General features: G+C 72.2%; 12 protein-coding genes. 9 read left to right on the top strand and 3 right to left on the bottom strand.

What is annotated here, in order from left to right; all coding sequences use genetic code 11:
* Positions 1 to 14: 14 nt before the first annotated feature.
* Positions 15 to 3,503: a transcription-repair coupling factor gene (mfd, locus tag ACWENQ_RS21225; protein ID WP_452415750.1), complete on the bottom strand. Its 3,489-nt coding sequence runs from the start codon at positions 3,501 to 3,503 to the stop codon at positions 15 to 17.
* 406 nt (positions 3,504 to 3,909) lie between these two features.
* Here mfd and ACWENQ_RS21220 point away from each other — a divergent pair, with 406 nt between their 5' ends.
* From ACWENQ_RS21220 to ACWENQ_RS21210, 3 genes are read left to right on the top strand one after another with little or no spacing between them, the layout of a single operon-like run.
* A complete protein-coding gene (locus tag ACWENQ_RS21220; RefSeq protein WP_449918069.1) occupies positions 3,910 to 4,623 on the top strand; it encodes a methyltransferase type 12 in 714 nt (237 codons plus the stop codon).
* Between the two features lie 44 nt (positions 4,624 to 4,667).
* Positions 4,668 to 5,897, top strand: coding sequence for an adenylyl-sulfate kinase (cysC, locus tag ACWENQ_RS21215; protein ID WP_452415748.1), 1,230 nt, complete (start codon positions 4,668 to 4,670; stop codon positions 5,895 to 5,897).
* Complete coding sequence (locus ACWENQ_RS21210; protein WP_452415747.1) at positions 5,894 to 6,775, top strand: sulfite exporter TauE/SafE family protein; 882 nt, start codon at positions 5,894 to 5,896, stop codon at positions 6,773 to 6,775. Before cysC ends, ACWENQ_RS21210 begins: the two co-directional genes overlap by 4 nt.
* On the opposite strand, the gene ACWENQ_RS21205 is transcribed toward ACWENQ_RS21210, so the two are convergent.
* Positions 6,720 to 7,784 (bottom strand): glycoside hydrolase family 26 protein, encoded by a 1,065-nt coding sequence (locus ACWENQ_RS21205; protein WP_452415745.1) that lies wholly within the window; start codon positions 7,782 to 7,784, stop codon positions 6,720 to 6,722. The two genes, ACWENQ_RS21210 and ACWENQ_RS21205, sit on opposite strands and share 56 nt — an antisense overlap.
* 247 nt (positions 7,785 to 8,031) lie before the next feature.
* Here ACWENQ_RS21205 and ACWENQ_RS21200 point away from each other — a divergent pair, with 247 nt between their 5' ends.
* From ACWENQ_RS21200 to ACWENQ_RS21175, 6 genes are read left to right on the top strand one after another with little or no spacing between them, the layout of a single operon-like run.
* The gene (locus tag ACWENQ_RS21200) at positions 8,032 to 9,441 is read left to right on the top strand and encodes a Wzz/FepE/Etk N-terminal domain-containing protein (RefSeq protein ID WP_452415743.1); all 1,410 of its coding nucleotides are present in this window, start codon (positions 8,032 to 8,034) and stop codon (positions 9,439 to 9,441) included.
* Positions 9,438 to 10,733, top strand: a complete 1,296-nt coding sequence (locus ACWENQ_RS21195; RefSeq protein ID WP_452415742.1) for a hypothetical protein — start codon at positions 9,438 to 9,440, stop codon at positions 10,731 to 10,733. Before ACWENQ_RS21200 ends, ACWENQ_RS21195 begins: the two co-directional genes overlap by 4 nt.
* Positions 10,726 to 11,631 carry a hypothetical protein gene (locus ACWENQ_RS21190; protein ID WP_452415740.1) on the top strand — a complete coding sequence of 302 codons (906 nt, stop codon included), beginning with the start codon at positions 10,726 to 10,728 and terminating at the stop codon, positions 11,629 to 11,631. The genes ACWENQ_RS21195 and ACWENQ_RS21190 overlap by 8 nt, the downstream gene beginning before the upstream one ends.
* Positions 11,628 to 12,482 (top strand): sulfotransferase domain-containing protein, encoded by an 855-nt coding sequence (locus ACWENQ_RS21185; RefSeq protein WP_452415738.1) that lies wholly within the window; start codon positions 11,628 to 11,630, stop codon positions 12,480 to 12,482. Before ACWENQ_RS21190 ends, ACWENQ_RS21185 begins: the two co-directional genes overlap by 4 nt.
* On the top strand, positions 12,479 to 13,792 hold the full coding sequence (locus ACWENQ_RS21180; RefSeq protein WP_452415737.1) for a lipopolysaccharide biosynthesis protein: 1,314 nt from the start codon (positions 12,479 to 12,481) through the stop codon (positions 13,790 to 13,792). Before ACWENQ_RS21185 ends, ACWENQ_RS21180 begins: the two co-directional genes overlap by 4 nt.
* Positions 13,777 to 14,676, top strand: a complete 900-nt coding sequence (locus ACWENQ_RS21175) for a sulfotransferase (RefSeq protein ID WP_452415735.1) — start codon at positions 13,777 to 13,779, stop codon at positions 14,674 to 14,676. Before ACWENQ_RS21180 ends, ACWENQ_RS21175 begins: the two co-directional genes overlap by 16 nt.
* Before the next feature lie 219 nt (positions 14,677 to 14,895).
* On the opposite strand, the gene ACWENQ_RS21170 is transcribed toward ACWENQ_RS21175, so the two are convergent.
* A complete protein-coding gene (locus ACWENQ_RS21170) occupies positions 14,896 to 15,699 on the bottom strand; it encodes a WecB/TagA/CpsF family glycosyltransferase (protein WP_449918092.1) in 804 nt (267 codons plus the stop codon).
* Positions 15,700 to 15,823 lie beyond the last annotated feature (124 nt).

The following is a 15,823-nucleotide window of genomic DNA, read 5'->3' as shown; positions in this document are numbered from 1 at the left end:
GCGCGTTTCGTCGGTTACTTTACCCTCGCCGGTTCGAGGAACATGACTTCGACCAGGTCCGAGCACCATTTCAGCAGCTCGAGGTCGCGCAGCGGCACCCCGCCCAGCGGCTTGGTCTTCGGCGCGGGCACGAGCAGCGTCTCGGCCGCCTGCTTGTAGATGGCCTTCTTGTACAGCCGGTCCAGCCTGACCTGCTGCGAATCCTTCAGCACGACGGGACCGAACTTGATGTTCTGGCCCTGGAGCGTCACGTCGGTCAGCCCCGCCTTGCGGGCCTTGAGCCGGAAGCGCGCCACCTCCATGAGGTTGTCCACCTCGACGGGCGGCTTGCCGTACCGGTCGGTGAGCTCGGCGCGCACCTCGTCGATGTGGGTCTCGGCGGTGATGGCGGCGATCCGCTTGTACGCCTCCAGGCGCAGCCGCTCCGAGGTGACGTAGTCGTGCGGGATGTGCGCGTTGATCGGCAGCTCGACCTTGACGTCCTGGTGCTCCTCCTCGACCTCGACGCCCGAGAGCTTGGCCTTCTGCTCCTTGACGGCCTCCGCCATCAGCCGGACGTACAGGTCGAAGCCGACGCCGGCGATGAATCCCGACTGCTCGGCGCCGAGCACGTTGCCCGCGCCGCGGATCTCCAGGTCCTTCATCGCGACGTACATGCCCGCGCCCATCTCGGTGTGCTGGGCGATGGTGGCCAGGCGCTCGTGCGCGGTCTCGGTGAGCGGCTTCTCCGGCGGGTACAGGAAGTAGGCGTAGCCGCGCTCGCGGCCCCGGCCGACCCGGCCGCGCAGCTGGTGGAGCTGCGACAGACCGTAGTTGTCGGCCCGGTCGACGATCAGCGTGTTGGCGTTGGGCACGTCCAGGCCGGACTCCACGATCGTCGTGGAGACCAGCACGTCGTACTCGCGCTCCCAGAAGCCGACCATGATCTTCTCGAGCTGGTGCTCGTTCATCTGGCCGTGCGCGACCGCGATGCGCGCCTCGGGGACCAGCTCCTTCAGCCTGGCCGAGACCCTGTTGATCGAGGCGACCCGGTTGTGGACGAAGAAGACCTGGCCGTCGCGCATCAGCTCGCGCCTGACGGCGGCCGCGATCTGCTTCTCGTCGTACGGCCCGACGAAGGTCAGGATCGGGTGCCGCTCCTCCGGCGGGGTCAGGATCGTCGACATCTCCCTGATGCCGGTCAGACCCATCTCCAGTGTGCGCGGGATCGGCGTGGCCGACATCGCCAGCACGTCGACCTGGGTGCGCAGGTGCTTCATGGCCTCCTTGTGCTCGACGCCGAAGCGCTGCTCCTCGTCGATGATGATCAGACCCAGGTCCTTGAAACGCACCTCGGGGCTGAGCAGCCGGTGCGTGCCGATCACCAGGTCGACCTGGCCGCCCTTGAGCCCTTCGAGGGTCTGCTTCACCTCGCCGTCGGTCTGGAAGCGGGAGACCGGCTTCACCGTGACGGGGAAGCTGGAGAAGCGCTCGCTGAACGTCGACAGGTGCTGCTGCACCAGCAGCGTCGTCGGCACCAGCACCGCGACCTGCTTGCCGTCCTGCACCGCCTTGAAGGCCGCCCGCACCGCGATCTCGGTCTTGCCGTAGCCGACGTCGCCGCAGACCAGCCGGTCCATCGGGACGGGCCGCTCCATGTCGCGCTTGACCTCGTCGATGGCCTCCAGCTGGTCGCCGGTCTCGGCGTAGGGGAAGGCGTCCTCCATCTCCCGCTGCCACGGCGAGTCCGGCGCGAAGGGGTGGCCTGGGCTGGCCATGCGCGCGCTGTAGAGGCGGATCAGCTCGCCGGCGATCTCCTTGACCGCCTTCTTCGCCCTCGACTTGGCCTTGGCCCAGTCGGCGCCGCCCATCCTGTTGAGCGTGGGCGCCTCGCCGCCGACGTAGCGCGTCACCTCGTCGAGCTGGTCGGTCGGCACGTAGAGGCGGTCGCCCTTGGCGTACTCGATGACGAGGTACTCGCGGGTGGCGCCCTGCACGGTCCGCTGCACCATCTCCACGTAGCGGCCCACGCCGTGCTGCTCGTGCACCACGTGGTCGCCGACCTTGAGCTGCAGCGGGTCGACCATGTTCCGCCGCCTGCTGGGCAGGCGGCGCATGTCCTTGGTGCTCGCCTTCTGCCCGACCAGGTCCAGATGCGTGAGTACGGCCAGCCCCGGCGTCACGAAGCCGTGCTCGATGCGCCCGGTCGAGACGTGCACCACCTTCGGCTCCGGTGTGCTGTCGAGATACCTCGACAGGCGGGCGGGCACGTCCACACCCTTGAGCAGTTCGACCATCCGCTCGGCCGGCCCCATGCCCTCGCTGAGCAGCACGACCGCCTTGTCCTCGCCCAGCCAGCCCTTGATGTCGGCCAGCGCCTTCTGGGTGTCGCCCCGGTAGGACTCGCTGTCCTGGGCCTCGAGCTCGACGCCCTCGCCGAAGGGCGCCATCGTCCACCATGGCAGGCCGAGTGAGTCGGCCTGGTCGCGGACCTCCTCCAGGGTGCGGAAGGCCGCCGCGTCGAGGTCGATCGGCGCCTCGCCGCCGGCCGCCGCGTTGATCCACGACGCCTCGAGGAACTCCTGGCTCGTCCTGACCAGTTCCTCCGCCCTGCCCCTGATCCGCTCCGGATCGCACACGAACACCGCCGCCTTCGCGGGCAGGTGGTCGATCAGCAGGTCCATCTCCCCCGCCAGGGCCGGCGCGAACGCCTCCATGCCCTCCACCGGCATGCCCTCGGCGAGCTGGTCGAGCACCTCGGCCAGCGACGGGTGCTCGCCGGCCAGCTCGGCCGCCCTCGCCCGCACCTCGTCGGTCAGCAGCAGCTCGCGGCACGGCGGCGCGAACAGGCCGTCGCCCGCCACCTCGAGCGAGCGCTGGTCGGCGACCTTGAACCAGCGGATCTCCTCGACCGTGTCGCCCCAGAACTCCAGGCGCAGCGGGTGCTCCTCGGTCGGCGGGAACACGTCGAGCAGGCCGCCGCGCACGGCCACCTCGCCGCGCTTCTCGACCATGTCGACCCGGGAGTAGCCGTTCTGGATGAGGCGCGCCACCACGTCGTCGAGCTCGGCGTCGTCGCCGACCTTGAGACGGATCGGCTCCAGGTCGCCCAGGCCCTTCACGATCGGCTGCAGCAGCGCCCGGACCGGCGCGACGATCACCGACAGCGGGCCCGCCGTCGCGTCGCCCTTCACCGGGTGCGCGAGCCTGCGCAGGACGGCCAGTCGCTGGCCCACCGTGTCACTGCGCGGCGACAGGCGCTCGTGCGGCAGCGTCTCCCACGTGGGGAAGACCGCCACGGTGCCCGGGTCGATGAGGCTGGTCAGCGCCGCCGCCAGGTCCTCGGCCTCGCGGCCCGTCGCGGTGACGGCCAGCACCGTACGCCGGTCGTGCTCGGCGAGCGCGGCCACGGCGAAGGGCCGCAGCGCGGCAGGCGCGATCAACGCGGCGTCGCCGCCCTGCTTGAGGGCGGCGGTCAACTTCGGGTCGGCGGAGACAAGGTCAAGCAGTCCGGAAAGACTCATCAGATACGCCCTCAAGCCCCACGACGGCAACACGACTACCCCCGGCCGGGTGGGGTCGCGGGGGTCTTGTCCGACCAGACTACTTCCACCGGCGCCACCACACGCCCGCGACGCCGCCCCCCGGCCCTCCCCTCGCTCTCCCAGTGGGATGCCGGAGCCTCGGCCTCCCAGGGGATGCCGGAGCGACCCGCCCTCACCCCGGGTTGCTCGCCGCCCGGAGACCAGCCGAACCCCGCTCCTCCCGAACCCGGCACGACGGCGGGCGAGCGCGGGCTAGAGTCCACGAGGACGGCACCGCGCCCGCCGGAGCAGCCCCTGACGTCAACCGAGACTCGCCCGCGAGTACCCCACAGGATCGCGAAGGAAATACCCAACAGATCGCGTTTGTGTGATTACTCTGGGTGACATGGCTGACGTGCAGTCGGTCGCCAGGGGCGACCTCTTCGAGCAGCGGATCCGCGAGCAGTGGACCGAGCAACTGGGGCGCAGGCTCGACCTGCTCGTCGCTGGGTGCGCCCACGACTCGCCTCTCGCCCTCGACGGGATCGACACCAGGGCCCTCGGCGTCGACGAGGACCTGCCTGCCGTCAGGGCCCTGATGGCGGGCCGTACCGACCTGGACGCCTGGACGCTCGGCGACCTGCGCTCGGTGCCCGTCACGCCGCGCTCGTTCGACGCCGTCCAGGTGACCTTTCTCGTCGAGCGCATCCAGCACGCCGAACTGGTCCTCGACCGCCTGCTGAACGGCCTGCGGCCGGGCGGGCTGCTCCTGCTGCGGATGCGCGACCGGTCCACCGCCTACGGCCTGTGCGCCAGGCTCACCCCCGGGTGGCTGCGCCGCCTGCTGTGGCCGCGCCTGTCGACCGGCGAGGGCGCGGGGCCGCTGCCCGCCGTCTACGAGCCGGTCTCCTCCCGCGAGGGCATGCACGCGTTCTGCCTGATGCGCGGCCTGATGATCTGTGACGACCTCAGCTCGACCAGCGGCCCCGCCATGGGGCGGATCGGCTCGGCGGTGGTGCGGCTGGTCGACAAGCTGTCGCGGGGGCGGTTCACCTCTTCCTACGACGAGGTGACGATGGTCATCAGGAAGCCCCAGAATCATTTCGCCCGGCTGATATGACCGGGTATGGTATATCCGACTAAGTCGACCGGAATTGTGGAGCGATGACGGCGAATTTCCAGTGGACCCCCGACCCTCGCGAGCTCGCCGACCTTGAGTTGCTGCTCTCCGGCGCCTTCCACCCGCTGACCGGTTTCCTCGGCCATGACGACCTTCATGAGGTCGCCGCGCACGGCACGCTCGCCGACGGCAGCCCCTGGCCCGCGCCCGTGACGCTGCGCGTCCCCGAGGCCAAGCAGGGCGACAGGGTGACCCTCCTCGACCCTGAGGGCGTCGCGCTCGCCGTGCTGACGGTGGCAGAGACCGGCCACGACGACCTGGTGGCGGGCCCCGTCGAGGCGCTCGGCGCCGCCGAGCACGGCCCCTTCGCCCGGCTGCGCCGCACCCCCGCCGAGGTGCGCGAGGACCTGGCCGGCCGTCCCGCGCTGGCCGTCACCATGCGCGGCCCGCTCGACGACCTGAGCACGCAGGAGATCCTGGCCGTCGCCGAGGAACTCGAGGGCGCCGTCGTGCTGCTGCCCCTGGCGTACGGCGAGGGCGGCCCCGCGGTGGTCAGAGCCGCGCTGAAGGCCCGCGAGAAGCTGCCGGACGACACGATCGTCGTCTCGGTGCCGCTGGCCCCCCGCGAGGACCACGAGATCGACCTGGAGCTGCGCGAGCACGTCGCGACCGCCTACGGCGCCACCGAGCACCTGGCCGGCCCCGAGCCGGTCACGCTGCCGGGCCCGCCGCACCGCAGGGGTGTCGTGGTCTTCTTCACCGGCCTGTCGGGGTCCGGCAAGTCGACGATCGCCCGCGGCCTGCGCGACGCCCTGCTGGAGCTCGGCACCCGCACGGTCACCCACCTGGACGGCGACGTGGTGCGTCACCTGCTGTCCAAGGGCCTGACCTTCTCCAAGGCCGACCGCGACCTCAACATCCGCCGCATCGGCTTCGTCGCCGCCGAGGCCGCGCGGCACGGCGGGCTGGCCATCTGCGCGCCCATCGCGCCCTACGCCGCCACCCGCGAGGAGGTGCGGGCGCTGGTCGAGTCGGTCGGGGCCGACTTCCTGCTGGTGCACGTGTCCACGCCGCTGGAGGAGTGCGAGCGCCGCGACCGCAAGGGCCTGTACGCCAAGGCCCGCGCCGGCGAGATCCCCGCGTTCACCGGCGTCTCCGACCCCTACGAGGAGCCCGAGGACGCCGACCTGGTCATCGACACCACGCACCTCTCGGTGGGAGCCGCCGTCTCCCGGGTCCTCGACACCCTTCGCGGCGGAGGATGGGTTCGTTGATCGACCTCCCCCTGGCGGCCGGGTCGTTCGTCGTCGCGATCGTCGTCGGCCTGACCGGCATGGGCGGCGGGGCGCTGATGACGCCCATGATGATGCTGTTCTTCAACGTCCCTCCGCTGGCGGCCGTCTCCAGCGACCTGGTCGCCTCGGCGGTCATGAAGCCGGTCGGCGGCCTGGTCCACCTGCGCAGGGGCACCGTCAACCTGCGTCTGGTGGGCTGGCTGTGCGCCGGCTCGGTGCCGGCCGCCTTCAGCGGCGTCTTCCTGGTGCGGGCCTTCGGCGACGGCGCGGCCGTCCAGCAGGCGGTGAAGGTGTCGCTGGGCATCGCGCTGCTCCTGGCCGTCGCCGGTCTGGTGCTGAAGGCCTGGCTCGGCGGCAAGGGGGGCTCGTCGAGCGCCCATGAGATCGTCGTGCGCCCGATTCCGACTGTACTGGTCGGTACGGTGGGCGGCGTGGTGGTCGGTGTCTCCTCCGTCGGATCCGGGTCACTGATCGTCGTGGCGCTGCTGGCCCTCTACCCGGCGCTCAAGGCCAACCAGCTCGTCGGCACCGACCTGGTGCAGGCCGTCCCCCTCGTGGGCGCGGCGGCGCTGGCGCACCTGTTCTTCGGCGACTTCCAGCTCGACCTCACCTTCTCGCTGCTGCTGGGCTCGGTCCCCGGCGTCTATCTCGGCGCGCGGATCTCCGCGTGGGCGCCCGGCGCGACCATCAGGGCGCTGCTGGTCCTGGTCCTGCTCGCGTCGGCGCTCAAGCTCCTGAGCGTGCCCGACCCGGCCACGCTGTGGATCGTTGGCGCGACGGCCGTCCTCGGCGGCGCCGCGCTCACGGTCGCGGCACGCTCGTCGCGGAGAAGTGCGGATCCGTCGCGAGTGTGGTGAAGGCGCGCGCGGCCCCCGGGTCGGTGTCGAACCTGGTGTCGCCCCGCGGCGCGCGCGGCGAGTCGAAGTAGACCAGCGCCTTGATCTGCGGATAGCGCCCGACCTGGGCGCGCACGGACTCGAAGAAGGCGCGCTTGTGGCCGGCGGAGAACACCCCCCACTCCGCGATCATGATGGGCTTGCCGGGGAAGCGCCACTGCATCCAGCGGGAGAAGCCCGGCCAGCGCGGGTAGTCCTTGCGCGTCTTGTTGACCAGCCCGTCGAAGTCGCGCACCGCGCTGTCGACGTAGGGGTCCATCGCCACCCAGTCGACCACGTCGTCGCCGGGGTAGAGCTGCTCGAACCACGGCTGTGAGGCCCAGTTGGGCGCCCCCATGTAGGTCATCACCGTGACGGCGTTCCTGACCCCTTTCGCGCGCAGCCGCTGCACGACGTGGCGGAACATCGCGGCGTAGTCGGTGGCCGTCATGCCCGAGCCGGGGTCCGCCCTGACGTCGTCCTCGGGCTCGTGGTGGATGGTGAGGAAGAAGCGCTCGGGGAAAGTCCGCCTGATGTGGTCGGCCAGCCGGTCGATGCGGCGGTCGAGCGCCCCGCCGGCGATGGCGGCCCAGGTGGTGTCGAACGTCGGCTTCCAGTTGACCAGCAGCAGCCTCGGGTGGGCGGGGTCGCGGGCCAGCGCGATCTCCCTGCCGGTCGGGAACAGCTCGCTGCCGCGGTGGTAGACGTGCAGGATGTCGGCGGTGCGCCCCATGCGCTTCTCCGCACTGGCGAGCGCCCTGTCGGACGTCAGCCCGGTGAAGATCTCGGGCGCGATCCCCCACCACGCGCCGCAGGACGGGATGAGCTTGGCCGTGACCTCGCACGCCGGCGACTCCGTGATGCCGAGCATGCCGTTGACTTCGGCCTCGACCGTGGGATCGGCCTGGACGTGCCTGGCCGTACCCGAGGCCGTGGAGCAGGCCGGCAGTGCGGCGAGCAGAATGAGCGCCACTGCTTTTCTGAGACGCAAGTCGTCTCCACTCCCCTCGTAATTACTGTCAGCCCCCGCCGTGTTGCCGAACTACCCTGCCACGCCTGCCACCTGCCGGGTCGCGAGTTTCCCGGATCGCCAACACCGACATTTCGCAATAATTGGCGATATTTAGCGGGGGGTCCGGGAGAAAATCTTCAGTATTCAACCGGGGAAATATCCGCCCGCCCTATAGTGACGTGACCCAGTAACCCAGAGTCGCACAGCGACTACAGGGAGATGCCTGATGTCCTCCGGCGTGGACCTGGCCGAGCACCTCTCACTGCTGCGCAGGCGCAGAAACCTCTTCCTCGCCTGCCTTCTCACCGGCCTGCTCGGCGGTCTCGCGCTGCTCTGCCTCATCCCGCCCGCCTACACCGCCACCACGCAGGTCCTCGTCGCCTCCACCGGCGTGCAGGAGCAGCCCAACCAGGTGACGGGCAGGCAGCGCGAGGCGCTCAACCTCGACACCGAGGCGCAGGTCGCCCAGTCGGCGGTCGTGGCGGCCAAGGCCGCGGTGGTGCTGAAGGCCACCCCTTCGCCGGCCGAGGTGACGGTGCCGCCCAACTCCGCGGTGCTGTCCATCGCCGTCACGGCCGACACCCCCGCCATCGCCGCCGCCCAGTCGCGCGCCTACGCCCAGGCCTACCTCCAGCACCGCACCGAGACCGCGCAGGCCGCCCTCAGTGCCCAGCTCAAGGCGCTGACCACCAAGCTGAAGCAGGTCAACACCGGCCTGAGCAAGGTCGTCGCCGAGCTGGCCCTGCTGCGCAGGGGGTCCGCCGAGCACACCGTCGCCACCCAGCGGCAGAACCTGCTCACCCGGCAGGTCTACAGCCTCACGATGAAGTACGACTCGCTGAAGACCGTCGCGGTCACCCCCGGCTACGTCATCAGCCAGGCCGCCGAACCTGCCGCGCCCAGCTCCCCCAGCGTCCCGCTCTACCTCGGCAGCGGCGTGATGCTCGGGCTGCTGTGCGGCGCGGCCGCCGCATACGCCTGCGACCGGCTCGACACCCGAGTGCGTACGGCAGGCGACGTCGAACGGCTGACCGGGCTGCCGCTGCTGGCCGACCTGTCCGGCCCCGCCGACCCCCGGACGCTGCACGAGCTGGCCACCGCCGTGGTGGCCTCGTGCCGGGGGCCGCGCCTGCTGCTGTGGCAGGTTCCGCCGGCGATCGGCTCGGCCCCGCTGGCCCAGCGGTTGTCGATGGCCGCGCGGGTCACCGTGCTGACCGGGGCCGACGTCGCGGACGTGGCCAGGGCCGACGGCGCGCTGCTGGTCATCGGGCTGGGCGCGGTACGGGCCGGCGACGTGACGCTCGCCGTACGGCGGCTGGAGCGGCACCGGGTGCCGGTCATCGGCGCGGTCACGGTCACGGCGCCCGGCCCCTCGCCGGCCGCGCCCGTCGCGGGCAAGGCGGTGCCGGGCAAGGCGGCGCTGGACAAGGCGGCGCCGGGCAGAGCGGTGCCGGGCAAGGCGGTGCCGGCGAAGGCGGCCACGAGCATCCCCACCCCCATCGTCCCCGCCCCCGCGCGCCGGGCGGCCAGGGTCAGCCCCGTCACCGGCGACATCCTGGCGATGGGCGCAACGGGCCCGCGGCAGCGCACCGAGGGGCCGGAGACGTCACCGATGCCCCAGGTGTCCGACACGTGACGGTGCGGGACACCCGCCCGAACAGCCGGGCAGCATGGCCGATCGGAGCCCTGCTGGTCGGCTATCCCGTATGGTGGGCCCTCGGCTTCGGCGGCCTGGCCGTGATCGTCCTGGCCGTCCCCATGGCGTGCGTCCTGTGGCGCAGGCGGCCGATCAGGCTGCCGCGCGGGCTGGGGCTGTGGGCGCTCATGCTGGCCGGCTACCTGCTCAGCGCCCTCATGCTGGGCGAGATGCCGCAGGACACCTACGGCGACTTCGGCGCGGGCCGCGTCATCGGCTACCTCATGCGCCTGGCGCTCTACGTCTCCCTCCTGATCATGGTGCTCTACCTCGGCAACCTCACCGAACGGGAGCTCCCGCAGCTGCGCCTGGTCAGGATGCTCGGCGTGCTGTTCGTCACCACGGTGGCCGGCGGCCTGCTCGGCGTGTTCTGGCCCACCTTCGCCTTCACCTCGCCGCTCGAACGCGTGCTGCCCGCCTGGATCGCCGGCAACCCGTTCGTCGAGAACCTGATCCACCCGACGGCGGCCCAGATCCAGAAGGTGCTCGGCCACGCCTCGCCGCGGCCCGAGGCGCCCTTCGAGTGGGCCAACGCGTGGGGCAGCAACCTGTCGGTGCTGCTCATCTGGTTCGTGGTCGGCTGGTGGGTCCACGGCGGGCCGCGCCGCAAGGCCGCGGCCGTCGCGCTCGTCGCGGCGGCCTCCGTACCGGTCGTCTACTCGCTCAACAGGGGCCTGTGGATCGGCCTCGGCCTGATCGTCGTCTACCTCGTCGTCAGGGTCGGCGGGCGCACCCGCCTGACACTGTGCGCGGCGGGGGCCCTCGGCGCGGTCGTGTTCGCCGCCAGCCCCCTCACCGACCTGGTGATCCAGCGCCTGGACAACCCACACAGCAACGACATCAGAGCCTTCACCGTGGCCGCCACCGTCAAGGCCGCCGCCGGCTCGCCGTTCATCGGCTACGGCAACACCCGCAACGCCATGGGCAACCACCGCACGATCACCACGGGCAGGACCGACTGGTGCAGGGAGTGCGGCCACCCACCGCTGGGCAGCGACGGCCAGCTGTGGCACCTGATCATCACGCAGGGCTTCGTGGGCGCCGCGCTCTACGTCGCCTTCTTCCTCGGCGCGATCCGCCGCCACTGGCCCGACCGCAGCCCCATCGGCCTGGCGGGCGTGCTGGTGATGATCCTCGTGCTGCTCTACATGTTCGTCTACGACGGCCTGGTCACGCCGCTCAGCCTCTACCTCGTCTCGTTCGCCCTCCTGTGGAGGAACACCCATGCGTGACGCCCGCGTCAGGCTGCGCTACCTCGGTCAGACCATCCGCCTGCTCTATCCGGGGCAGGGCCGGCCGCAGGCCTACAGCGTGCTCCCGCACGCCGTGCTCCCCCGGCGGCTGCGACCGCGCCGCTGGTGGCACGCGCCCCTCGCGCCGAAGCTCATGCTGCCTCTCGAGGGCTCGATCGAGAGCCATCTGAGCGAGGTGTTCGGCGCGCCCGTCCGCGTGGTCCTGCACGTACGGCCCGCGCGCAGGCCCAACCGCAAGCCCGTCCTCGAACTCCACTCGCAGGGCACGCTCATGGCCTACGCCAAGATCGGCGACACGCCACGGACCCGCGAGCTCATCACCAACGAGGCCGCCACGCTGCGAAAGCTCGCCGACCTGCCGCTGAAGACCGTCGTGCCGCCGGTCGTGCTCTACCACGGCGCCTGGAACGAGCTGGCCGTCCTCGCCCTGTCCGCCCTGCCCGTACGGCGGGCCCGCGTCTCCCCCGCGCTGCTCACCGCGGCCGTCAAGGAGATCGCGGCCACCGGCGGCCCCGCGGGCCCGGCCTGGCACGGCGACCTGTCGCCGTGGAACATCGCGCCGACCGGCGACGGCCGCCTCCACGTGTGGGACTGGGAGCGCTACGAGGTCGGCGTGCCGCCCGGCTTCGACGCGCTCCACCACCTGTTCCAGCGGGCACTGCGCCGCATGCCGCCCGACCAGGCCGCCAGAGCCTGCCTGGCCCGGTCGGCGCGGGCGCTCGCGCCGCTCGGGCTCTCGTCCGCGCAGGCCCGGCTGACCGCGATCCGCTACCTCATCGCGCTCGCCGACCGGCACGCCGCCGACGGCCACGAGCCGCTGGGCCCGCCGTCCTCTTGGCTCAACCCGCTCGTCGATCACCAGGAGCTCCTCATATGAACGCCATGAAGCACTCGGTCATGTCGGTCTCGCGCACCACCGGGCGGCTCACCTCCGGCGGCCGGGTGCTGCCGTCCTTCCTGATCGTGGGAGCCCAGCGGTGCGGCACCACCTCGCTCTACCGCGCGCTCGCCCAGCACCCGCTCCTGCTCAAGCCCGTGCTGCACAAGGGCATCCACTACTTCGACATCGACTATGCCAAGGGCCCGTCGTGGTACCAGGGGCACTTCCCGCTCAAGGTGGGCGCGGCGCTGCTCAAGAAGCGGTACGGCAGGCAGCCGCTGGCCTTCGAGTCGGCCCCCTACTACATGTTCCATCCCCTGGCCGGCGAGCGGATCGTCAGGGACCTGCCGGGTGTGAAGCTGATCGTGCTGGTGCGCGACCCCGTCGAGCGGGCCTTCTCCGCGCACTCCCACGAGCTGGCGCGCGGGTTCGAGCTCGAGTCCCATTTCGAGTACGCGGTGGAGCTGGAGCTCAGGCGCCTGGCAGGGGCGGAGGACCAGCTGCGCTCCCAGCCTTACTCGGTCCACCACTCGCACCGTCACCACGCCTACCTGGCGCGCGGCCGCTACGCCGAGCAGCTCAACCGGCTGGAGCCGCTGTTCGGGCGGGACCGGATCCTCGTCATCGACAGCCACCGGTTCTTCGCCGAGCCGGAGGTGGTCCACGACGAGGTGCTGGACTTCCTGGGCGTCCCCCCGATGGGCGACCCGGTCTTCGAGCGGCACAACGGCAGGTCCAGGCCCAAACCGCTGCCCGAGCCGGTACGGCAGGCGCTGATGGAGCACTTCGAGGTGTACGACCTGGACCTCGTCCCGTGGCTGGGCGGTGATCCCTCGTGGCGCAGGTGACGACGGATCCCGCCGGCCGGGAAGGGCGGGGGGCGGTGGGGCGGGTGGCCCGCGGGGGCATCGCGGGCATCACCGGCGCGGGAGCCGGCGCGCTCGCCCAGTTCCTGCTGGCCGTGGTGGTGACCAGGGCCTTCACCGTCGAGCAGGCGGGCACCTTCTTCACCGCCGTCGCGCTGGCCCTGATGGTCGCCGGCATCGCCAAGCTCGACGCGGGCAACGGCCTGGTCTACTTCATCGCCCGCGCCAGGACCTACGACTACCGCGGCATCTCCGGATACGTCCGGGCGGCCGTGGCTCCCGGCGCGGTGCTCTCCCTCGCGGCGGGCGTACTCCTCCACCCCCAGCTCGGCCCCCTCGCCCTGGCGCTCCCCTGCATCGTCGTCGCCGACGTGCTCCTGGCCGCCACCCGAGGGTTCGGCGCGATGCGCCCGACCGTGCTGCTCGACGGGATCGTGCTTCCCGTCGCGCAACTGGCCCTGGTGGCGGCCGTGGCCTACGCCGTGCCGGCCGGCCTCCTGCCCGGCGTCCCCGTCCCCGGAGTGCTCGCCGGAGCGTGGGGCGTGCCGTACCTGATGGTCGTGATCCTGGCGGCGGTGAGCCTGCGCGCGCGGCTGCCGCGCACGCCGTACCTGCCCGGCACCGCGCGCGACCTGTGGCGCCACACCGCGCCGCGCTCGGCCGCGGGCGCGATCCAGGCGGTGTTCCAGCGGCTCGACATCGTGGTCGTCGCCCTGCTGGCGGGCCCCGCCCAGGTCGCCTGCTACACCGCGGCGACCAGGTTCAGGGTGGTCGGGCAGCTCGCGAACCAGGGCCTGGCCCAGGCCGCCCAGCCCCGCCTGGTGCGCGCCCTGGCCGAGGACGACCTGGCGCGGGCGCGCGAGCTCTACCAGGTGACCACCATGTGGCTGGTGCTCCTGACCTGGCCGGTGTGGCTCGGCTACGCCGTCCTGGCGCCCTGGCTGCTGCGCGTCTTCGGCACCGGGTACGGCCACGCGGTGCCCATCGCGCTGGTCCTGGCGGGCACGATGATGGTGGCGACGGCGTGCGGCATGGTCGACGTCGTGCTCACCTCGGCCGGCCACACCACCACCAGCCTCGCCAACCTGCTCGCCGCCGTCGGGTTCACCGTCCTGCTCGACGTCGCGCTCATCCCCGCGCACGGCGCGCTGGGCGCGGCGCTCGGCTGGTCGGGCGGGGTGCTGCTGAAGAACCTGCTGCCGCTCTGGCAGATCCACCAGCGCTACGGCCTGCGTCCCTTCGGCCGCCACAGCATGACCGCGCTCAGGTTCCGCTCATGGGCGGCCGCGTGAACCCCGTCCTCGTGACGGGCCTGCCCCGCAGCGGCACCAGCTGGGTCGGCAAGATGCTGGCCGCCTCGGGCGAGCTGGTCTACGTCAACGAGCCGCTCAACCCGCAACACCCGCCCGGCCGCTGCCCCGGCGTGCTGCGCGCCGGCGTCACCCACCGCTTCCAGTACATCTGCGACGACAACTCCGCCGACTGGCTGCCCGCCTTCCGCGACACCGTCGCCCTCCGCTACGGCTGGCTGGCCGAACTGCGTGCCAACCGCTCGCCGTACGACCTGGCCCGGCTCGTCCGGTACGGCACCGCCTTCGCCTGGGGACGCCGCACCGGACGGCGGGCGCTCCTGGACGACCCCTTCGCCGTGCTGTCGGCGAGCTGGTTCGCGCGCACGCTCGGCTGCACGGTCATCGCGCTGGTCCGCGACCCGGTCTCGCTCGCCGGCTCGTGGACGCGGCTCGGCTGGACCGTCTACTTCCACGAACTGCTCGAGCAGCCGCTGCTCGTCCGCGACCATCCCGAGGTGGAGGAGCTACGGGCGCTGGTCGGCTCCCAGGACCGCATCGCCAAGATCTGCGCGCTGTGGCGGGTGGCCCGCGCGGTCCTCGCCCGCGCGGAGGGCGTCACCGTCGTCTCCTACGAGGATCTCGCCGGCGCGCCCCTGCCGGGATTCCGCAGGCTCTACGATCTGGCGGGCCTGCGCTGGTCCCCCGCCGCCGAGCGCCGCGTCACGCGCGCCTGCACGACCCCGGGTACGGCGGAGCGCGGCTTCGCCTGGTCCGGCCTGTCACGCACCGCCTACCGCCCGATGGACTCCAGCAGCGCGCTCCACTCCTACCGGGACCGCCTGACCGACGCCGAGATCGCCACGATCCGCACCCTCACCAGCTGACCACCCCGAGCCCACCAGCACGGACACCCGGCCATCGGCCCGAGCCCACCAGCACGGACGCCCGGCCTCCGAGATCGTCAGAACCCGCGCCCTCGCCACCCCAGGGCCCGAAGCCACCGGAACCCGCGTGCCCTCACCAGCTGGCCCGAGCGTGAGACCAGCGGAATCGCCGCCCTCAGCCGCGTGATCGCCTCCGAGATCGTCAGAACCGGTGAGCCCTCATCGCCGGGCCGACGTCCACCGGTCCCGTAAGGACCTGGACATCAGCCGCAGCGCGAACGGCAGGTCGTCGACCAGGTAGCGTCTGGCCAGCCGGTCGGGCTCGGCCGCCAGCCGGAACAGCCACTCGGTCCCCGTGCGCCGCATCCACGCCGGCGCCCTGGCCACCGACCCGGCCGCGAACGCGATCGCCGAACCGCACCCCACGAACCACGCCTGCGGCAGGTCGGCACGCAACTCGGCGATCAGCCGGTCCTGCTTGGGGAACCCGAGCCCCACGAACACGATGCCCGGCCCGGCGGCGACCAACCTGGCCCTGACCTCGGCCAGCACCTCGGCGCTCCTGTCGAACCCGTACGGCGGAGCGTCCACCCCGCACACCGCCAGCCCAGCGCACCGCGCCGTCAACTCCCGCGCCGCTGCGGCCGCCACGCCGGGCGGACCGCCGAGCAGGTAGACCGGATGACCGGCCGCGGCGGCCATGGCGCTGAGCGACCAGATCAGGTCGGCGCCCGTCACCCGCTCGGGGATGGCCGTGCCGAGCAGCCTGGACGCCCACACCAGCGGCATCCCGTCGGCCACCACCAGGTCGGCGGCGGCGACCAGGCGCCTGAGCGCGGGCTCGCGCGAGACGGCGCGGCAGATGTCGATGTTGGGCGTGACGATGTGGCCGCCCGTGCCGCGCCGGAGCGCCGCGGCCACCCAGTCGACCACCTGGCGCTCGGTGAGCGGGTCCACCTCGACCCCCGCCACCTCCACCCGCGCGGGCCGGCCACCCGTCCGGCCGGCATCGGGCTCGCGCACCCACGCCACGCCGGAAGCGGAGGCCCCCTGAGCTGCCCCTGTCACCACACCGGAAGCGAAAGCGCCCTGAGCTGCCACGCCGGAACCGGCGGCGCCCCGAGCTGCCCCGGCCACGCCGGAACCG

The organism is Nonomuraea sp. NPDC004354 (assembly GCF_053602555.1).
Note: the sequence above shows the minus strand (reverse complement) of the source record. Positions and strands in the feature narration are given on the sequence as shown.